At 67.8% G+C, this 20908-nt stretch carries 13 protein-coding genes; 2 read left to right on the top strand and 11 right to left on the bottom strand.

What is annotated here, in order from left to right:
* Positions 1 to 17: 17 nt before the first annotated feature.
* The 7 genes from CR156_RS14080 to pilG form a co-directional block, all read right to left on the bottom strand.
* Positions 18 to 482, bottom strand: a complete 465-nt coding sequence (locus tag CR156_RS14080) for a chemotaxis protein CheW (RefSeq protein WP_100553281.1) — start codon at positions 480 to 482, stop codon at positions 18 to 20.
* Positions 479 to 1813 carry a chemotaxis protein CheB gene (locus CR156_RS14085; protein WP_100554178.1) on the bottom strand — a complete coding sequence of 445 codons (1335 nt, stop codon included), beginning with the start codon at positions 1811 to 1813 and terminating at the stop codon, positions 479 to 481. The genes CR156_RS14080 and CR156_RS14085 overlap by 4 nt, the downstream gene beginning before the upstream one ends.
* Positions 1800 to 8483 carry an Hpt domain-containing protein gene (locus CR156_RS14090; RefSeq protein WP_100553282.1) on the bottom strand — a complete coding sequence of 2228 codons (6684 nt, stop codon included), beginning with the start codon at positions 8481 to 8483 and terminating at the stop codon, positions 1800 to 1802. The genes CR156_RS14085 and CR156_RS14090 overlap by 14 nt, the downstream gene beginning before the upstream one ends.
* 100 nt (positions 8484 to 8583) lie before the next feature.
* Complete coding sequence (locus CR156_RS14095) at positions 8584 to 10620, bottom strand: methyl-accepting chemotaxis protein (RefSeq protein WP_089236528.1); 2037 nt, start codon at positions 10618 to 10620, stop codon at positions 8584 to 8586.
* A 41-nt stretch (positions 10621 to 10661) separates the two neighbouring features.
* Positions 10662 to 11192 (bottom strand): chemotaxis protein CheW, encoded by a 531-nt coding sequence (locus CR156_RS14100; protein ID WP_025877750.1) that lies wholly within the window; start codon positions 11190 to 11192, stop codon positions 10662 to 10664.
* Entirely contained in the window at positions 11192 to 11554 is a 363-nt protein-coding gene (locus CR156_RS14105; RefSeq protein ID WP_025877749.1) for a response regulator, read from the bottom strand. The genes CR156_RS14100 and CR156_RS14105 overlap by 1 nt, the downstream gene beginning before the upstream one ends.
* 18 nt (positions 11555 to 11572) lie before the next feature.
* Positions 11573 to 11974 carry a twitching motility response regulator PilG gene (gene pilG / locus CR156_RS14110; RefSeq protein ID WP_005418455.1) on the bottom strand — a complete coding sequence of 134 codons (402 nt, stop codon included), beginning with the start codon at positions 11972 to 11974 and terminating at the stop codon, positions 11573 to 11575.
* Positions 11975 to 12214: 240 nt separating this feature from the next.
* On the opposite strand from pilG, the gene gshB reads away from it, so the two are divergent.
* Positions 12215 to 13162, top strand: coding sequence for a glutathione synthase (gene gshB, locus CR156_RS14115; RefSeq protein WP_100553283.1), 948 nt, complete (start codon positions 12215 to 12217; stop codon positions 13160 to 13162).
* A complete protein-coding gene (locus tag CR156_RS14120; protein ID WP_100553284.1) occupies positions 13162 to 14046 on the top strand; it encodes an energy transducer TonB family protein in 885 nt (294 codons plus the stop codon). The genes gshB and CR156_RS14120 overlap by 1 nt, the downstream gene beginning before the upstream one ends.
* Before the next feature lie 520 nt (positions 14047 to 14566).
* On the opposite strand, the gene tsaB is transcribed toward CR156_RS14120, so the two are convergent.
* The 4 genes from tsaB to mrcB form a co-directional block, all read right to left on the bottom strand.
* Positions 14567 to 15280 carry a tRNA (adenosine(37)-N6)-threonylcarbamoyltransferase complex dimerization subunit type 1 TsaB gene (gene tsaB, locus CR156_RS14125; RefSeq protein ID WP_100553285.1) on the bottom strand — a complete coding sequence of 238 codons (714 nt, stop codon included), beginning with the start codon at positions 15278 to 15280 and terminating at the stop codon, positions 14567 to 14569.
* A gap of 9 nt (positions 15281 to 15289) precedes the next feature.
* Complete coding sequence (locus CR156_RS14130; protein WP_100554179.1) at positions 15290 to 17338, bottom strand: ATP-dependent DNA helicase; 2049 nt, start codon at positions 17336 to 17338, stop codon at positions 15290 to 15292.
* Positions 17339 to 17912: 574 nt separating this feature from the next.
* Positions 17913 to 18449 (bottom strand): hypothetical protein, encoded by a 537-nt coding sequence (locus tag CR156_RS14135; protein WP_100553286.1) that lies wholly within the window; start codon positions 18447 to 18449, stop codon positions 17913 to 17915.
* Positions 18446 to 20887 (bottom strand): penicillin-binding protein 1B, encoded by a 2442-nt coding sequence (gene mrcB / locus CR156_RS14140; RefSeq protein WP_100553287.1) that lies wholly within the window; start codon positions 20885 to 20887, stop codon positions 18446 to 18448. The genes CR156_RS14135 and mrcB overlap by 4 nt, the downstream gene beginning before the upstream one ends.
* Positions 20888 to 20908 lie beyond the last annotated feature (21 nt).

A 20908-nucleotide genomic window follows, 5' to 3' on the forward strand; every position in this document is an offset into this window, starting at 1 on the left:
TGCCCGGCGGATTCCGGTCACGCCGTCAGCGAATCCAGCGCGGCTTCCAGTGCGTCGAGATTCGGCAACAGCGCGCTCTGTTCACCCAGCAACACGCGCATGTGCACGATGTCGGGCAGGTTTTCCTCGGACGCGTCGGCCAGCAGGCCATCGCGCGGTACCGAGATCAGCTGCGGGAAGCTCTGCGTCAACAGCGCGTAGTAGGGACGCTCCGGGTTGCCGCTGAGGGTCTTGAGCACCACCACCTTGTTGTGGCCGGCCACCGTCTCTTCGCCCAACCCGGAGAGCCGTGCGAACGACACCAGCGGCACCTGCCAGCCGTGCCAGCCGATCTCACCCACCAGCCAGCGCGGAGCGTCGGCCACCGCCTGCACCGGTACCCGCGACATCATCTCGGCCACGGTTGCATTGGGCAGCAGGACCCGTTCGGCACCGGCCGAGATCAGGACGCCGCGGATCTCATCATTGCTGGCGTAGCTCATGCCGCATCTCCGTCGTCATCCAGGCCCCAGCGCGCGGCGATCACCTGCGCCAGTTCCTGCGGTTCACCGGCCACCATGCCGGCAGCGACCACGGCCGTCGCCGCAGCCGGGTCGTAGCAGCCTTCGCCCACCTGCCCGGCTACCCAGGCGCCGGCGGCGGCGAGGTCCAACGCCGGGCCCACATGGGCCAGGTCGGCACCACTGAGCAGCACCAGCGCGCTGTGTTCGGCCGACAACGCGGCAATCGAGATGCCCTGCGCTTCAGTCTGGAAATACAGGCCATCGGCAGCAGCGTGCACGCCGATGTCATCGGCCAGCACATGCACTTCGCCCGCGGTGGCGCGCTGGCCGGCTTCGGCCAACTGCACCGGCAGCGGTGATACGCGCGCCATCTGCTTGACCAGGTTGCCGTAGCGGCCGCCGTCCAGGCGCATGTGCACCAGCACCGGCACGGCCAGCCCGCTGGGCAGTGCCGCGAGCAGGCGGCGCAACGCATCGGGGCCGCCGATACCGGCCAGGACCAGCAGCGCACCGGCGCGGCTGCCTGCGGGTGCGGCGGCGTCCAGGTCGACCAGTGACAGATGCTCGGTGTCGAACGCCGGTTCCGGCGCCGCGACCGTCGCAGCAGCACGCGGCTCTGCCGGCGCATCGCTGGCCTCGTCGACCAGCGACCAGGCCGTGTGATCGGTGAACGCCGTCGGTGGAGCTGCCGGCACCGGCGGCGGTGCAGCCGCTGCATCAGCGGGCGTCGCCGTCTCCGCCAGCACCGGCTGCAGCGCCGCCAGTGCCTGCTCCAGCGCGATCGGCTCATGCAGATGTGCCGGCGGCGAATAGAGGCCATCTGCCGGCACGTCGTCGGCCCACGAACGGGCCTGTTCCAGGTGCGGCTGCAGCGCGGCTTCCTTCGGCACCGGCGGCGGCGTCGACGGCCGGCCCGGCTCAAGCTGCAGTGCCGGTTCGTCCTCGGCACCCGGCGGCAGCACCTGCTGGTGGCCGTGCAGCTTGGCGGCCAGGTGGCGGCCCCAGCGCTGCGCTTCCCACCCATCGCGGCGCGCGGCCAGTTCAGCCTCGTCGAACACCAGGGTCAACCCGGGCGCCGACAGCGCCGGTTCCAGGCGCTCCAGCGCATCTTCAATGGCCGCTTCCAGCGCGATCACCACGAACTGCGGGCGTGCATCCTGCAGCGCCTGCGGCTCCAGCGTGATGGGATCGTCTTCCAGCACGATCTGCACGTCGGCATGGGCCAACGCCTCGCGCAGGCGCTCGCGCGCCGCGCCCGGGCGGGCCAGCAGGGCTACGGCCGGAACCGGATCGAGGTCACTCACGGACACGGGCAATCCCCAGCAAGTCGTACACGTTACGCATCAGGTCCAGCTCCTGGTACGGCTTGCCCAGGTAGCGCTGCACACCGATTTCGAAGGCGCGCTGGCGGTGCTTGTCGCCGCTGCGCGAGGTGATCATCACGATCGGCACGTCCTTGTAGCGCGGGTCGGCGCGCATTGCGGTAGCCAGCTCGTAACCGTCCATCCGCGGCATTTCGATATCCAGCAGCATCAGGTCCGGCACGCGCTCTTCCAGCTGTTCCAGGGCTTCGACGCCATCGCGGGCGACGCTCACCTCGAAGTTGTGACGCTCCAGGATGCGGCCGGTGACCTTGCGCATGGTCAGCGAATCGTCCACCACCATCACCAACGGCACCTGGCGTTCCTGGCGGGGTGCATTGACCAGCACCGGCGCGGTCGGGTTGGCCAGGAAGCGACGCACCAGCGGGGCCACGTCCAGGATCACCACCACGCGGCCATCGCCGGTGATGGTGGCGCCATAGATGCCCGGTACCGAGGCGATCTGCAGGCCCACCGGCTTGACCACGACTTCGCGGTTGCCCAGCACCTGGTCGATCGCAACGGCGGCGCGCAGGTCGCCCGCGCGGACCAGCAGCAGCGGCACCTGGGCCTGGCCGTCGGCGCGCGCCGGCGCCTGGCCGACCAGACTGCCGAGGTCGTACAGCGGATAGTCTTCGCCGCTGTAGCGGTAGCTGCTGTCGGCCGCTTCGAAGCGTTCGTGCGACAGCCGTCCAATGCCACTGACCGACGCCACCGGTACTGCGAAGGTGGTTTCGCCGATCTGCACGAACACCGCCTGGGTGACCGCCAGCGTCTGCGGCAGGCGCAGGGTGAAACGCACGCCCTGGCCACGTACCGACTGGATGTCGACCGAGCCGCCGAGCTGGCGCACTTCGTTGCCGACCACGTCCATGCCGACGCCACGGCCCGCCAGCTGGCTGACCTGGTCGGCAGTGGAGAAGCCCGAAGCAAAGATCAGGTTGTCCAGTTCCTGCTCGCTCGGCTGCGCATCGGCAGGCAGCAAGCCGCGTTCGATGGCGCGACGGCGGATCGCTTCACGATCCAGGCCAGCGCCATCGTCGGCCACGTCCAGCACGATTTCCGAGCCCTCGCGGTGCAGGCGGATGGCGATTTCGCCCTCTTCCGGCTTGCCGGCGGCACGACGTTGTTCCGGCGCTTCCAGGCCATGGGCAACCGAGTTGCGCAGCATGTGCTCCAGCGGCGCAACCATGCGATCAAGCACGTTGCGGTCGAGTTCGCCGTGGGTGCCTTCCAGGGTCAGGTGGACCTGCTTGCCGGTGTCCATGCCGGCCTGGCGGACCACCCGGCGCAGGCGCGGCACCAGGCCGTCGAACGGCACCATGCGCGCGCGCATCAGGCCGTCCTGCAGTTCCGAACTGACACGCGACTGCTGCTGCAGGAGCGAATCGTACTGGCGCGACAGATCGTCCAGCACGCCCTGCAGGCCACCCAGATCGGCGGCGGACTCGTTCAGCGCGCGGCTGAGCTGCTGCAGGGTGGAGAAACGGTCCAGTTCCAGCGGATCGAACTTGTGGTCGGCCTGGTCCTGCTCGCGTTGGTAGCGGGCAACGATCTGCGCTTCGGTTTCCAGGTCCAGGCGACGCAGCTGGTCGCGCAGACGCGCGTTGGTGCGTTCCAGCTCGCCCATCGCGCCGCGGAAGGCGCCGAGCTGCTGTTCCAGGCGCGAACGGTAGATCGCCACTTCACCGGCGTGGTTGACCAGGCGGTCGAGCAGATCGGCGCGCACACGCACCTGTTCCTGCTGCGGACGGGCCAGCGGGTCTTCTTCGGTGGAGCCTTCCACCGGCAACGGTGCCGACAACGGGGCGTCGACCACGGCCACGGCCGGAGTCGCCTGCGGGGCCTGCTCCGCCACGACGGCAGCAGCGGCTGCAGCTGCGCTGGCAGCGGCGGCGATGTCGGTCGTGGTCCGTGCTTCAAAGGCATCGAGCAGATCCTGTGCCGGCTCGACAATGCGGTGTTCGCCAGTGCGGGTCAGCAGCTGGTGCAGACGATCGAAACCGCGTTCCAGCAACTGCACGTCACGACGTTCGATCTCGGTACGCCCGCCGGCGACAGCCTCCAGCAGCGATTCGATGCTGTGGCCGAGATCGCCGATGGCGTTGATGCCCGCCATGCGCGCGCCGCCCTTCAGCGTATGCAGATCGCGCTGCAGGCCGGCCAGGGCTTCGCGGTCCTGCGGCGCTTCGCGCAGTTCGCTGATCAGCCCATCGCAATGATCCAGCAGGTCCTTGCCTTCCTCGACGAAGATGTCGACCAGCTCGCGGTCATAGACGCTGAAGTCGAGCAGGTCGGCGCTTTCTTCGGTCTCGGACTCGGTCTCGGACTCGGTCTGGGCCTCGAGCACAGCCGTATCCGCCGGCACCGCCGCGTCGGCGCTGTCGACGGCGACAGGTTCGGCGTCGATCGCCGCAGCCTCCATCGCGACCGGCACCACGATCATGCCGCTGTCCACCACGGCAGCCTGGCCCGGAGCATCTTCCAGTTCGAAGAAACGCGAGGGCGAAATGGCGTCCTGCGCCGTCTCCACGGGCCCGACGTCTTCCACCGTCGCCGGGGACGGCTGGTCGGTGCTCTCTCCTTCACCGACCGCCGCCTCCCCGCCGACGTCCGCATCCTCGGCAAAGGCTTCCGCCTCGCCAGGCGCGAGTTCGCTGGCCTGCAGGCCGAGCACGGGCCATTGCCCGTCTTCGTCCCGGTCCTGCTCCTCATCGATCACGTGAAGGCCGGCCTCGAGCGCGGCTTCCAGCGTGACCGGGTCTGCGAAGCCCGGCACAGCCATTTCATCCTGCAGGCTGGACAGCTCGCTGTCGAGCGGCACTGCAGCAGCGTCTTCATCCACCGCCATTTCAGGTGTGAACGGCAGCGGCGTATTCAGGTCGTTTGCGACATCCAGGTCGCGGTCGTCAACCGGCAGCGCGCTGGCGTCCAGATACGGCGACAGATCGTCCACCGCAGTCAACGCGGCGTCCTCCAACGCAGTGTCTTCCGATGTCACCACCGCCTGTCCGGCTTCAATCTCCGCGGCAACGAGCGTGGCAGCAGCCACTTCCAACGTCGATTCCGGTGCCGGGGCGTCCGGCATCGAAGGCCATCCTGCGTCGAAGTAACGCGACAGATCATCGCTGCCGGTCAACTCAGCGGACTCCAGGCCCGCGTCGCTCAACGCGTCCTCGCTGACCTGCACTGCATCCAGCACGTCGGCATCGGCAGCATCGACATCATCGGTATCACGCCCGGCTTCCGGCTCGATCCCGACCTCATGCGTCGACACGTCCACATCGGTATCGGCATCGGCGACCAGCGAAAGCAGCTGGTCGTCTTCGTCTTCGTCTTCGTCCTCATCCTCGACGTCCAGCCCGGTCATCGGCCAGCGTGCTTCCGGCAGTTCACCGGCCAGCGCCTGCAGGCGCTGCGCCAGTTCAGCCTGCGGCGCAATCCGCGGCTGCTCGGCCTGCAGCGCGTCCATGGTCGCGTTGATCGCCTGCGCGGTCTCGTCCAGGGCCGCCACGGCGTCATCACCGGGCACCACCTCGGCGGCCAGCGCGCGCTTGATGTACGACTCGGCGCCGCCGGTAACGGCGGTGATTTCCGGCACTTCGGTCATCGCGAAGGCGCCGTTCATGGTGTGCACCGCACGCAGCAACGCGTCGCTGACCGGGTGCGGCGCCTGTTGCGCCGAGCGCAACCAGCCCTGCAGCGTGGCCTGGTGCAGTTCCACCTCGGCTTCCAGGATCTCGCGCAGCACGCTGTCGATGTTGGCCGGCGTACCCGCCGCTTCGACAGCGCTCTCTGCCGGGACATCGACAACCGGCTCGGCGCTGCCAACGGGCTCGACAGCATCGGCCGCTGCCACCAGCGCCGGTGCAGCAGCGCCCGGCAGCGCAACGTAGAACGTCTCTTCGCCTGCACCTACGCGATCGGCGATGGCCTGCATCGCCTGCAGGTCCACGCTGACACGCTGGCCGTCGCGCAGTGCCGCGTTCAACTGCGGCAGTGCCGTGTATGCGTGATCGACCATCGCCAGCACCGCCGGCGTGGGGGCACGGGTGCCATCGAGCACGCGATTGAGCATGCCCTCGATCTTCCACGCGAACTCACCCAGGGTACGCGCGCCGACCAGGCGGCCACTGCCCTTCAGGGTGTGGAAGATGCGCCGGATCGGCCGCAGCCGATCCATGTTGTCCGGCTGCATGCGCCATGCCGGCAGCAGCGTGCCGAGATTGCCCAGCTCGTCGTCGAATTCTTCCAGGAACACCTCGCGGATGTCCTGGTCGATGTTTTCGGCATCGTCGTCGAAACCCGCCTCGAACCCGCCCTCGGCCACGGCCGGCGGTACGGTTTCGGTCGGCCCGGCAGTTGCCTGCATGGCCTGGGGGTTGAAGTCGGCGGCGGCGGCATTCAGCTCTGCGAAGAACTGCGCATCGGCTTCGCTGAAGTCGATTGGCGCAATGGTATCCACATCGACCAGAGACACGGTCGGCGCAGCCGCCGATGCCGGCAGGTCTTCGGACGCGCGCAGATCAGCGACCGGTTCGACGTAAGCCTCAGCCTCGGTCTCGGCGGTGGCGTCGGTCAATTCGGCAACGGCCAAGCCATCGTTCGCCTGCGGCACCGCAACTGCGTCAACGAGCTCCAGCGTCGCAGGCGACTCCTGTTCGTCGTCCAGCGACAGCGTTTCCATCGCCTCCAGCGAAAGCACGTCATCGGCGTTGTCCAGCAGGCTGCTGTCGAAACGGAACACCACATCGTCGTTCAGCAGCGGCGGACCGTCCTGTTCGGCGGCAACCGGATCGAACGCTGGCGAAATGACCGCATCCAGCGGCGCAGCAAACGACGCCTCGTCCAACGAGGTCGCCAGGAGGGCGTCATCGTTGACGTCTACAGCGGTTGCCTGCGCGTCGGCCTCTTCCAGCACCGGCGCTTCGGACAACGTCCAGGCAGCGGCGTTGGACTGTTCGACGGACAGCGGATCGAAGCTGACCGGATCGAAGCTGGCGAACGTCGGCGCACGCTCGTCGCTGTGTTCGGCAGCCGTACCTGCCGGCGCGTCGAACCCGCCCAGTTCCCATTGCGGCACTTCCGGCGCGGGTGCGCTGGAGGCGGCAAACAGCAGTGGCGCCGGGGTGTCGCGCGGTTCGGCAGGGACAGCCGGCGTAGCCAGCGATCCGAACATCAGGCCATTGTCGGCTGCCGGGGCCTCCGGCAGCGGATCAAAGGTGAAATCGGGCAGCGAGGCGGGCACGTCGCCCGGCGTCGGCGCGGCGGCCTGCACGATGGCGTCCAGCGGTTCGATCTGCAGCGGAACAGCCGGCACGGGCACGGCTTCGCGCTCGACCGGCTGCACCGGCTCGGCTGCGGCCACGCCACGCTCGGGCAGCGGCCAGTAGCGCAGCGCTTCCAGGCTGCTGCGGGTGATGTCGAGGATGTCCTCGCGACCCGGACGGCGGTCGCGCAGCGCTTCCAGGTAGTACTCCAGGCTGGCCATGGCATCGGCCAGGGTGTCCAGCTGGCGTCCACTGGGCACGCGCTGGCGACCGATCAGTTCGGCTTCGATGTACTGCTGCACGCCGCGCAGGTAGTCGGCGGCGGTGCCCAGATCGAGCATGCGCAATGCGCCGGAGACATCGCCGAGCAGGCGCGGCACATCCTGCAGCTCCGCGTGGTTCCAGCTGGTTTCAATGAAGGCGACGAAATGCTCGCGGGCGGCGGCGAAATTGGCGATCGCCTCGTGCGCCAGCACTTCCACCGTGCGCCGGTTCTCCACCGCGCTCGGATCATCCTGGCCACTGCCACTGGCACCGAGGTGTGCGACCTGGTCGTCCAGCGATGCATCGACATAAAGCAGCGCACCAGCGATATCCAGCAGCATGTCTTCGTCGATCTGCTGGCGGCCTTCGACAACCCCGCGCAGTGCATCACGCTGCTGCACGACCACGCCGCGCGCGGCGCCGAGGCCGAGCATGCCCAGCGTATCGGCCACCGAGCCCAGCTTGGTCACCTGCTCCTGCAGCTGTTGCGGCGCGCCGTCGGTACGCAGGTGCAGGTCCAGGGCGTCCTTGACCTGCAGCAGTTCTTCCTTGACCGCATTGCCAACGGTATCCAGCAGCTCGCGGTTGCGGCCGCTGAGGCTGCCACGTGCGTGGTCCAGTTCCGCTTCAGTGGCGGTCACCGAATCGGGCGCGAACGCGAACAGCACGCTGTCGTTGATCAGCGCTTCGCCACGGGCGGCGCGGATCTCGTTGAGCAGCGGCTGCAGCACGATCGGAATGTCACGGTGCCCGTTCTGCAGGCGCTCCAGGTAATCGGGCAGCAGCACGCTGCCGCGCATCAGGGTGGCGCAGGCCTCATCGCGCTCTGCCACCTCGCCCTTGCCGACAGCAATGGCGAGCTGTTCCAGCTCTTCGGCCACCATCGCCGGTGCATACAGTTCAACCATGCGCAGCGTGCCCTGCACCTGGTGCAGGTAGCCGGCGCAGATGCGCATGCGGCTGCTGTCGCCCGGGTCTTCGGCGAAGTACTCGACCTCGTTGCGCACCAGGCGCAGGGTCTCGTCCAGTTCGGGCTTGACCCAGCCCAGGGCCGCGTGGCTCATCGCATCGCGCAGGCTGCTCATGGATGCGCTCCGGTCGCCGCCGCGCGACGGTCGCGCGGATCCTGGCGTGGGAAATGGAAATGCTTCATCGACTGGTTCCTTGCTCGCCGCCCTGCCCGTGTCACGCCGGCAGCTTGAAGTCGGCCACCGAACGACGCAGGTCGGCCGCCAGCTGCGCCAGGTGGCCGATCGACTCGGCGGTCTGCCCGGCACCCTGCGAGGTCTGGCCGGTGATCTGGCGGATCACGCCCATCGTGCGGGTGATGTCCGACGCCGCCGACGACTGCTGCTGCGCGGCGATGGAGATGTTCTTGATGAGGGTGTTGAGTGCATTGGACACGCGCTCGATCTCGGTCAGTGCGGTACCGGCGTCTTCGGCCAGGCGTGCACCGGACACCACTTCGGCGGTGGTCTGTTCCATGGAGGTGACCGCTTCGTTGGTATCGGCCTGAATGGCCTGGACCAGGTTCTCGATGCGTCGGGTCGCACCGGAGGTGCGCTCTGCCAGGCGCTGCACTTCGTCGGCCACGACCGCGAAACCGCGACCGGCTTCACCGGCCGACGCCGCCTGCACAGCCGCGTTCAACGCCAGGATGTTGGTCTGCTCGGAAATGTCGTTGATCAGTTCCACGATCGAGCCGATCTCCTGCGAGGACTCGCCCAGGCGCTTGATGCGCTTGGAGGTTTCCTGGATCTGGTCGCGGATCTGGTCCATGCCCTGGATGGTCTCGCGGACCACGCCGGCACCTTCGGCGGCGATCACCACCGAACGCTGTGCCACGTCGGCCGACTCGGCCGAGTTGCGCGATACCTGCTCGATGCTGGCGGCGATTTCGCCGATCCGGTCCGACGCCGAGGTGATCTGGTTGGCCTGGTGGCCGGCCGCTTCGGCCAGCTGCATCGCCGTTGCCTGCGTTTCCTGGGTCGACAGCGCGACCTTGGCCGAGGTGTCGTTGATGGTGGTCACCAGGTGGCGCAGTTCATCCACCGCGTAGTTGATGGCGTCTGCGATCGCGCCAGTCATGTCCTCGGTCACCGAGGCTTTCACGGTCAGGTCGCCCTCACCGAGCGAGGAGATTTCATCCAGCAGCCGCATGATCGCCTGCTGGTTGCGGCTGTTGAACTCCACCTGGGTCTGGTAGCGCAGTTCCTGTTCGCGCGAGCGGCTGCGCACGTTGGTGGAGACGAAGCCGATGATCGCGATCAGCGACAGCGCACCGGATACCACGCCGATCCAGAAATTCGGGAACAGGCGGGTGTCGGACACCGAGCCGAACGAGGAGAACGCTTCGAACAGCTTGCGGCTGTCGGTCAGCATCTTCGCCGAACCCTGGCCCAGCGTGGCGGCAGCGGACTGCGCGGCGAACAGCTGGCGCGAGCTGGCCAGGATCGCGTCGGCGTCCTGCTTCATCGCCTCCCACTTCTGCTGCGACTGCTCCAGCGCCGCAACGGCGGCAGCGCCGCGCACGGCGGTGATGCCCAGATCCTCGTTGCCATTGCGCAGCGCATCGAGCACCTGCGAGAACACGGTGATGTCGCGGGCCAGCGCGTCACCGGCAGCGGCCGCAGCCGTGCCGCCGGCGCGTATTTCAGTCACGCGACGCGCCATCGAACCGGCCACCACCACCTGCTGCAGGGCACTGTAGACCTGCGACGCCGGGGCGCCGGAGGCGGACATCGCACGCACCAGTTCGTTCAACTGGGCCTGCAGGCCCGGCACCGCGCCGGAGAAGTTGTTGGCGTTGCCGGCCAGGGCCAGCACTGCCGGTTCACTGGCGACCAGCTGGCCTGCCTGCTTGCCCAGCGGCGTCCAGGTGTCGGCCAGGGTCGAGATCGCCCGCGACACGCCGGGCTCGTTGCCGTAGCGCCCCTGCAGGGTCGATACGTTCTGCTCGATCGCGTTGCGGGTGGCCTTGAAGGCGGTGAAGGCCTGCGCGTTGCCGCCCACCGCGTCACGACCCTGGTTGGCCAGCTGCTGCGACAGCACCTGCAGGTCCGCGGCCTTGGAGCCGGCATCGGCCAGGCGGCTGCCCTGCCAGGTGGACACACCCGTGTTCACGCCGAACAGGATCATCGACAGCGCCAACAGCGCCAGCCAGAGGTTGCTGCCGCCCAGCCGCAGCTTGCCGGACTTGGTGGCATCCGAAGCAGTACTCATCGTTCAACCTCGATTTTCAATGCAGGGGGCGATGCCCGGCCTCAGGCCGCGGCTTGCCGGAATTCAGGGGTGCGCGACAGCAGCGAGAGCGAGAACACGCCCCAGTCGTTGCCATCGGCATGGAAAGCGCGATCGACGAAGTGCCCGTAGCGTCCTTCAGCCAGTGAACCGGCCTCGATCTGCTGGGTCAGCTCGAAACTGCGCTGGCCGAACAGTTCGTCAATGGTCAGGGCGACGTCGCCACCGGCCTGGCGCATGATCAGCACGCGCTGGCCTTCCTGCTGGACGGTGCGCGCACCTTCCAGGAAGTACTTCAGGTCGACCACCGGGAACAGGTTGCCGCGCAGGTTGCCCACGCCCAGCAGCCAGGGCTGCGCGCAGGGCACCGGGGTCACCGGCGGCATCGGTACGATCTCCACCACTTCGCGGAAATCGGACACCAGCCGGCGCTGGCCGACACGGAATCCGACGCCACGCCACAGGTCCTGGGCGAACTGTCGCCCGGGCAGCTGCACCGCGTGGGCCAGGCTGCGCCGTTCGTAGGCTTCAAGAATGTCGAAGGGCGAGCGCATCAGGCCACCAGCTCGTTGATCCGCGCGATGAGTTCTTCCTCGCGCGGCGGCTTGACGATGTAATCGGCGGCGCCCTGGCGCAGCCCCCAGGCCTTGTCGGTTTCCATCGCCTTGGTGCTGACGATGATGACCGGGATGTGCTTGATCGCGGCGTCGCGGGCCATCGCCCGGGTCGCCTGGAAACCGCTCATGCCCGGCAGCACCACGTCCATCAGGACCAGCTGCGGCACCTGGTCGCGGACCAGCTGCAGGCCATCTTCGGCATTGTCCGCTTCCAGCACCTCATGGCCGGCACGGCGCAGCCATTGGGTGAACACCGCGCGGTCGGTCGGTGAATCCTCGATCAGGACGATACGAGCCATTGTGCCTTTCCCCCCTGGTCAGGCGTTGACGTACGTGCGGATGGCACCCAGCAGTTCTTCGCGCGTGAATGGCTTGGTCAGATATTGCTCCGAGCCGACGATGCGCCCCCGCGCCTTGTCGAACAGACCATCCTTGGACGACAGCATGATCACCGGGGTCGCCTTGAACAGCTGGTTGCCCTTGATCAGTGCGCAGGTCTGGTAGCCATCCAGGCGCGGCATCATGATGTCGACGAAGATGATCTGCGGCTGCTGGTCGGCGATCTTGGCCAAGGCCTCGAAACCGTCCGTTGCGGTCACTACTTCGCAGCCTTCGCGCTTCAGTAGTGTTTCCGCAGTCCTGCGGATGGTCTTCGAGTCATCGATGACCATCACCCGGAGTCCTGCGAGCTCCCCGCCCGCAGTCGTGTTTTCAGTCATTGCCATTCCCCAAGCGCGCGGCCCAATCTTTGGCGGGAGCCGCTGCGAAAGCGTATCTATATCGCACTTCCCGCGCCCGCTTCAAGGGCGGTCCGTGGCGCGGGGCGTGGCGCCGGGCTGAACGTGACCGGATTGGCAATCACTGCGCAGCCGGGCAAGGGACGCTGCGTTGCACATTGCCGGGGAGGCGCACAGCCGGCGTTGCCGCTACCATCAACGCCTTGCCTGACAGGTGCGCCCATGCCGTTGAACGTCATCGTGGTGATGGATCCCATCGCCCACATCAAGATCGCCAAGGACACCACGTTCGCCATGCTGCTGGAAGCCCAGCGCCGCGGCCATGCCCTGCACTACGTGCGCCCGGGCGGGCTGGCGCTGGAAGGCGGGGTGGCCGTGGCCTGGACCGCCCCCTTGCAGGTGCGCGACGACCCGGCCGGCTGGTACGAGCTGGGCGCATTCAGCCGGATTGAATTCGGCCCCGGCCAGATCGTGCTGATGCGCAAGGACCCACCGGTCGACGCCGAGTACGTCTACGACACCCAGGTGCTGGATGTCGCTGCCGCCGCCGGTGCCTGCGTGGTCAACAACCCGCAGGGCCTGCGCGACTACAACGAGAAGCTGGCAGCGCTGCTGTTCCCGCAGTGCTGCCCGCCAACCCTGGTCAGCCGCGATGCCAAGGCGCTGAAGGCCTTCGCGCTGGAACACGGCCAGGCCGTGCTGAAGCCGCTGGATGGCATGGGTGGGCGCTCGATCTTCCGCAGCGGCCAGGGCGATCCCAACCTGAACGTGATCCTGGAAACGCTGACCGACGGCGGTCGCAAGCTCGCCCTGGCCCAGAAGTTCATTCCCGACATCACCGCCGGCGACAAGCGCATCCTGCTGGTCGATGGCGAGCCGGTCGACTACTGCCTGGCGCGCATTCCGCAGGGCGATGAGTTCCGCGGCAACCTGGCCGCCGGTGGCCGCGGCGAAGGCCGCCCGCTGAGCGAACGCGACCGCTGGATCGCCGCCCAGGTCGGCCCGGAGATGAAGCGTCGTGGCATGCGTTTCGTCGGCCTGGACGTCATCGGTGACTTCCTGACCGAGGTCAACGTGACCAGCCCGACCTGCGTGCGCGAACTGGACGCGCAGTACGGCCTGAACATCGCCGGCACCCTGTTCGACGCGATCGAGGCCGATCTGCACTGATGGATGCCGCACCTGCCGTCCTCGCCCCGCCGCCGCGCGAAGCGCAGCGGCTGGGAGCCACCATCGCCCTGTCGGTGCTGGTGCACGCCCTGCTGATCCTCGGGGTCGGTTTTGCCGTGAAAGGCGATGCGCCACTGGTGCCGACCCTGGAAGTGATCTTCAGCCAGACCCGCACCGCGTTGACCCCGAAGCAAGCGGATTTCCTGGCCGCCGCCAGCCAGGAGGGCGGTGGCGAACATGATCGTGCGCAGCGCCCACGCGACAACCAGGCCGGCATCGTGCCGCAGGCGCAGTCCGGCATCAGCCCGGTACCGCAGCAGCAACAGTCGGCAGCACCGGTGCCGCCACCGCAGGCGCGCGTGGTCAGCAGCCGCAATGGCCAGGACACGGTGGCCCTGGCGCAGTCGCGCCCTACCCCGTTGCAGCCCACGCCGGATGCACCATTGACCGCACGCGAACAGCGCGATGCCGAGATGGCGCGGCTGGCGGCGGAAGTGCACCTGCGTTCGGCGCAGTACGCCAAGCGCCCGAACCGGAAATTCGTTTCGGCCAGTACGCGCGAATACGCCTACGCCAATTACCTTCGCGCGTGGGTGGACCGCGCAGAGCAGGTCGGCAACCTGAACTACCCCGACGAAGCGCGGCAGCGCCGGCTGGGCGGGCAGGTGGTGATCAGCGTGGGGGTACGCCGCGATGGCAGCGTGGAAAGCAGCCGCATCCTGCGCTCCAGCGGCACGCCCCTGCTTGATGAGGCGGCGCTGCGGGTGATCCAGCTGGCGCAGCCGTTCCCGCCGTTGCCCAACAGCGACGATCAGATCGACATTCTGCAGGTCACGCGCACGTGGGTGTTCCTGCCGGGCGGCGAACTGCGCGACGACCGGTAAGGTTTTCTGCCCGGGCCTGCGGCCCGGAACCCGCTGGAAGCAACTGCCACTGCAACGGCAAGATCAAGAGCGGCGGTTGGGCTGTTGGTTTGGCGGGGCGGTGTGGGCTTGCAGGACACGCCGTAAACCCGTCCATGGGGGCTCGATGGCGCCATCCATGGCGCCAACGGTCCTGCAAGCCCACACCGCCCCACCCCTGACAGATCGCGGCGCATCTTTGCTGTTGGTAGCTGCCGACCTTGGTCGACACGAGGCATCCACGCCATGCCTGCACGGTAGATCCACGCCACGCGTGGATGCGAGCGAAGCGATCTGCTTTTGACTTTGATTTTGTTTTTTTGATTTTGCGTGGCGGACGCGCACGGAAACTGTCCGTGGCCGGGCGGGTGGGTTGCGCAGGGGCGTGAGCCGCATGGATGCGGCGACCGAGCTTACATGGACGTACTTGCAGCGTCCCCTGCGCAGCCCACCCGCCCGGCCAACCCACGGCTTCTGCTTTCAGCGACCCGCCACGAGGGGCTCAGCCGTTGGCTTTCGCCTTCGCGGCCCGCGCAGCCTGCTGCTCGACCAGCGTCAGCGCCACGTTGTCACGCAGGTACGCCGGCTCGACCTTCTCCGCAGCAATGCCTTCGCCGCGTGCGAACGCCGGCACCGCCAGTGCCAGCACATCTGCTGCATGCGGCAGCGCCGTCGCATCGAAGCGGTGCAGACCCGCACCCAGCTGCGCGACCAGCGCGCCCTCCGCCGCGGCAAAACCGGTGCCGACCCCGTAGACGGATGCGTCTTCCGGCAACGACACCGCCGCCGGTACGCATACGCGCTCGGCATCACGCGCCACCGGCAGTCCATCCACGCGCTCGAAACGTGCCACGTACAACTCGCCCATCCGCGCATCGATCGCCGACAGGATCTGCTTTTCTTCCATCGGCGCGCGCAGTGCCAGCACCTGCAGCGTCGACACCGGCAGCAACGGGCGATCCAGCGCCAGCGCGATGCCCTGTGCCAAGGCGATCGCCAGGCGCACGCCGGTGAACGCACCGGGACCACGACTGAGCGCGATGCCGTCCAGCTGGCGGCGGCTGATGCCGGCCTCGGCCAGCAGCTCCTCCGCCCAAGGCAGACTCAGTTCGGCATGCCGGCGGGGGGCGATCTCGAAGCGTTCCAGTACCTGCCCATCGACATGCAGGGCTACGGAACAGGCTTCGGTGGCGGTTTCAAAGGCGAGCAGTTTCATCGGATCGGGTCAGAACAGGGGGAACGTGGCACCGGGGGCCGGCTCCGGGCCCGCCACGGCGGCGGTCGGGGCTGCGGCATCTGCCACGGGGCCCCATTGTGGCGCAAAGAAGGCCTGCACATCGGCCAGTGCCCGGGTTCGCCGGAACGGCGGCAGCGACTGCAGGAAGACCTTGCCATAGCCACGGTTGAGCAGACGCGGGTCGCACAGCACCAGCACGCCGCGGTCGGTCTCGCTGCGGATCAGGCGGCCAACGCCCTGCTTCAGGGCAATGACCGCCTGCGGCAACTGCTCGTCGCGGAACGGATTGCCGCCCTGGGTACGTATTGCTTCCAGCCGCGCCTCATACACCGGATCATCGGGCGTGGCGAAAGGCAGCTTGTCGATCACCACCACGCTCAATGCCTCGCCGACCACATCCACGCCCTCGCGGAAGCTGGCCGATCCCAGCAGCACGCCATTGCCGGATTCACGGAAACGCTGCAGCAGGGTCGCGCGCGGCGCTTCGCCCTGCACGAACAGCGGCCAGGGTCCATCACGCAATGCCTCGGCTGCTTCGCGCAGCGCACGATGCGAAGCGAACAACAGGAACGCCCTGCCCTGCGACGCCTGCAGCACCGGGCGCAGCACCTGGATCAATGCGGTTCCGAAACCGCGTGCGGCCGGATCCGGCAGATTTTCAGGCAGATAGCACAGTGCCTGCTCGGGCCAGTTGAACGGGCTGGGCTGCACCAGTGTCTGCGGATCGTCCAGGCCCAGGCGCGTGGCGATGTGCTCGAAGCCGCCGCCAACGGTCAGCGTGGCCGAGGTGAAAATCCATGCAGCATGACTGCGCTCGCGATGTTCGCGCAGCGGCGCGGACACATCCATCGGCGTGCGCTGGCAGCGGAAACCGCGCGGGGTCAACTCGTACCAGAGCACGTCGCCGGCGGCGGCGCTCGTTTCGGCGGGATCGGCATCGAAGTCGAGCGCGGGTTCTTCATCGCCCAGCCAACGGCCCAGCCGCGAAATCGCCTCGCGCGCGCGCGCATGGCAGGCATCCAGGCCGGCAGCGGCTTCGCGCAACGGTTGCAATGCCTGCTCCAGCACCACCAGGCTGGACATCACCGCATCGAAACCCTCGCGTACCTGCGGCATCGCCAACGCCCGCCACTGCGTACCGCGCGCGGGCAAGCCTTCCATCGCAGCACGCAGCGCAGACAAGGCCTGCTGCAGATGATCGACCGGTTCCTGCAATGCCGACTGCGCGCCACCCACGCCGCGCGCTTCAACCAGACAGTCACGGCCCAGCTCCTGCCAGGGGCGCATGCCGAAGCCCTCGCCGAAGAACTGCGCGGCCAGCTCGGGCAGCTGATGGGCCTCGTCGATGACGAAGGCCTGCGCGCCGGGCAACAGCTCACCGAAGCCCTCCTGCTTCAGCGCGAGATCGGCGAGCAGCAGATGGTGGTTGACCACGACCAGGTCGGCGGCCTGAGCACGCTGGCGGGCACGCACGACGAAGCAGTCATCCCAGAAGGGACACTCGTTGCCCAGGCAGTTGTCGACGGTGGAGGTGACCATCGGCAGCAGCGGCGAGTCATCGGCCAGGCCATCGAGTTCAGCGATATCGCCCGAATCCGAGCGGCCAGACCAGGCCAGGATGCGCTGGAACTGTGCCGCCTGTTCGGGGCTGGAGAATCGCGGTTCACCGCGTGCCTGCTGCAGGCGATAGCGGCACAGGTAATTGCTGCGTCCCTTCAGCAAGGCACTGCGCAGGCCGACGCCCAGCGCCTGGCGCACGCGCGGCAGGTCACGGTGATAGAGCTGGTCCTGCAGCGCGCGGGTACCGGTGGAAATGATGGTGCGCATTCCGGACAGCAGCACCGGCACCAGATAGGCAAAGGTCTTGCCGGTGCCGGTACCGGCTTCGGCGAGCAGCAGGTCGCGCTGCTGCATCGACGCGGCAATGGCCTCGGTCAGGCGCAGCTGCGCAGGACGCGGGACGAATGCATCCAGATGGGAGGCGAGCGCGCCGCCTTCGCTGAGGGCTTCGCGGCTGGCATGGACAAGGTCGGACATCAGATGGAAAGGATACCCGGCCGGGCGCTGCCCGGCACCCGTTTCAAGCCGGAGCACAGGCAAAAGCAACGGCAACCGCGTTTGTTCATGGCTCTGGGTTGCTACGTGCTGGGGTGGGTCGGACAGGACAGGCAGGACACGCCGTGAACCCATCCCTGGGGGCTCGATGGCGCCATCCATGGCGCCAACGGTCCTGCCTGCCCTGCCCGCCCCACCCTCGACAGTTTCCCGGTGACGGGAGGCAAAGGCGGAGCAGAAGCGGCTGGTGTAACGGGGAAAGTAGAAGGGGTCGGAGCTGTTTTCCTGCGGAAAACGGCTCCGACCCCTTAGCGAGCGCGCGCAGCGCGCGACCCGCGTTTGAGTTTGATTTTGTTCTTGCCTGCGGCGGCCACAGGAAACTGTCCGTGGCCGGGTGGGTGGGCTGGGCAGGGGCGTGAGCCGCATGGATGCGGCGACCGAGCTTACATGGACGTACTTGCAGCGTCCCCTGCCCAGTCCATCCACCCGGCCAACCCACATCAGACCATCAGCCCGCCCGCCGCAGAGGGGGCAGCGCCCGATGGAGGGGAATACCTCAGTACCGCTTGATCCCCGGCACCGTGCAACCTTCAATCTGCGCATGCGCCGACACCGCATTCTCCTTCTCGCCCCGCGCCAGGCGCGCCTGTTCGATCGTCGCCCAGTGCCGACGGCACAGCGGCCCCGTCTTCGAACCCAGGTCCACGGCCTTGCGCGCGAACGTTTCCGCCTCCGCCCACTGGCCCTGCAGCAGCGCCAGTTCCGCGCGTTCCTGCAATACCGACGGATCACCAGCCACGATCTGCAACGCCTGGTCCAGGCTGCCGGCCGCGCCGGCCAGATCGTTGGCCTGGCGCTGGGTCAGCGCCGTCTGCCGCAGATCCTCGACCTGCGAATCGCGCAGCGGCTGCACCGACAGTTCCTTGTCATCCGGGCCCGCGGCGGCTTCCACGGCTGCCAGTCGCTGTGCGGGCGTGGTGGTGTCCACCGGCTTGACCACCTGCGGCGCGCTGCTCACGCAGGCCGCCAGGGCCAGGCTGAGGCCACTCAGGACCAGGGGCTGGAACAGCGAACGGATAGTCATCGGCATCATCGGCTTGGAGGAGGAGTCGCTGCAGCGGGTGCTGCGGCAGGTTCAGTGGCGGGTTCCGGTTTACGGTCGAGGCCGAACCAGCTGCGCCAGCCGCCGCCCTCGCCTTCGGCACCACCCTGCGCGTCCGGCACGGCGGCCGGTGCACACGGCTCGTAAGCCGGCGCGTAGCCGACCACGAACGGGAACCGCCGCGCGCCCGGGCAGCCCTCGTCGGTACTGTTGGTACCGGTCGCCGCAACCGGTTGCCAGTCAAGGCCCTTGTTGCTGACCTTCAACGGCGCGGTCGGCAGGCGCTGGAAGATGCCCGACCACACCCGCATCGCACCGGTGGCGCCGTACAGACCCGCCTGTTCGTTCTGGTCGTTGCCCATCCAGATCACCGCCAGATGGTCGCCGGTATAACCCGCATACCAGCTGTCGCGGCCATCGTTGGTGGTGCCGGTCTTGCCGGCCGGCTGCAGGCGGCCCAGGCCATCGGCATTCAAGCGTTGCGCGGTACCGCTGGCCACCACCTGCTGCAGGCCGATGCTGATCAGGTTGGCGGCGATGGAGTCACCTTCCTGTGCCGGTGCAGGCGTCTTGTCGTAGCGCTTGAGCAGCTTGCCCTGCGGATCAAGGACGCCACGCACCGCGTGCAGCGGCTGGATCTCGCCGCCCGATGCCAGGAACTGGTACAGCTGCGCCATCGCGTACGGGCTCTGGTCAGTCGAGCCGAGGATCACCGCCGGATTCGGCTCGGCCTTGATGCCAGCCAGCACATGGATCAACTGGGTCACCCGCTCCGGGCCAACCTGCATGCCCACGCGTACCGTGGCCTGGTTGTAGGAATGGGCCAGCGCGTCGATCAGGCGCACGGTGCCATGGCTGCGGTTGTCCGCATTGCCGGGGTTCCAGTTGCGGCCACGGCTGAGCTGCACGGTCACCGGCGAATCGTCGACCCAGCTGGCCAGCGAATAACGGTCCGGCTGCGCGAGTGCCAACAGGTACACGAACGGCTTGAGCAGCGAGCCGACCGGGCGCTGCGCCTCGATGGCGCGGTTGAAGCCGACCTCGGATACTTCGCGGCTGCCGATCACCGCCACCACGTCACCGTTGTGCACGTCGGTCATCACCAGGCCGGCCTGCAGCTCGGGCCGACGCTTGCTTTCCAGCGACTTGATGGTGCGCGTGACCGCGCCTTCGGCATAGGCCTGCGCGGACGGCGACATGCCGCTCATCACGCTCAGGCCGGCGCCCTGCAGGGCAGATTCCGGATAGTCGTGGCCAAGCTGACGACGCACCAGGTCGACGTAGGCGGGGAAGCGGTTGGCTGCCACCAGGCCCGGGGTCTTGGGCACGCCCAGCGGCGCCTTCAACGCACGCTGGTACTCGGCATCATCGATCAGGGTCGCCTCGTGCAGCTTGCCCAGCACGAAGTTGCGACGGTCCAGCGCACGCTCGGGATTGCGGCGCGGGTCGTAGTACGACGGCCCCTTGACCAGGCCGATCAACAGCGCGATCTGCTCGGTTTCCAGCGAGGAAAGATCGCGCCCGAACCAGAACTCGGCACCGGAGGACATGCCGTGGATCGCCTGGCTGCCGCGCTGGCCCAGATACACCTGGTTGAGGTAGGCCTCGAAGATGGTGCGCTTGTCATAGCGCGCTTCCATGATCAACGCATACAGCACTTCGTTGAACTTGCGGGTATAGGTCTGTTCCTTGCCGATACCCAGCAGGCCACTGCGGGCCAGCTGCTGGGTCAGGGTGGAAGCGCCCTGCCGGCTCTGCCCGCCGGAACGGACCGTCACCCAGACCGCGCGCGCGATGCCGGACAGATCGATGCCGTGATGGCGGTTGAAATCCTTGTCCTCGACCGCCTGCAGGCCAGTGACCAACAGGTCCGGGGCCTCGTTCATGCGGATCAGGCGGCGCTCTTCCTGCTTCTGCCCATACAGCGTGGCGATGCGCGCAGGATCCATGCGGGCCGCCTTCAGCGCCTTGCGGCTGTCGGCGTCGCGCAGCGAGGCGATGCTGCCGCCGGACAGCGACAGCTCGACCCGACGCGCCGCGACCTGGCCGTCGACATCGTTGTAGCCGCGGCTGGAGATGACGAAGCGGCCGCCCTGCACCGCATAGGTTGCCGGTTCCTTGCCCTGGCCATCATCGCGATAGGCCGAGGCGGCCAGCTCGGTCTTCAGGGTCGCCGCATCCATCGCCTTGCCGGGTATCAGCACCAGCGGGCGTGCATAGACGCGCGTCGGGATCTGCCAGCGCAGTTCACCGAAACGTTGCGTCACCTGTTGGTTCAGGTACAGCGTATAGGGGATCAGGAAACCCAATCCCAACGCGACCGCCGCCATGCTCCAGGTGATCAGCCGGCGGCGCCAGAGCGGACCGGTGTCCTGCTGGTCGTCGTCGTCGAAATCGTCGATATCGTCTGAATCGTAGCGTCGGGGCACGGGAATGCGACAATGTAGGGT

Origin of the sequence: Stenotrophomonas lactitubi, assembly GCF_002803515.1 — a bacterium.
GTDB classification, from domain to species: Bacteria; Pseudomonadota; Gammaproteobacteria; order Xanthomonadales; family Xanthomonadaceae; genus Stenotrophomonas; species Stenotrophomonas lactitubi.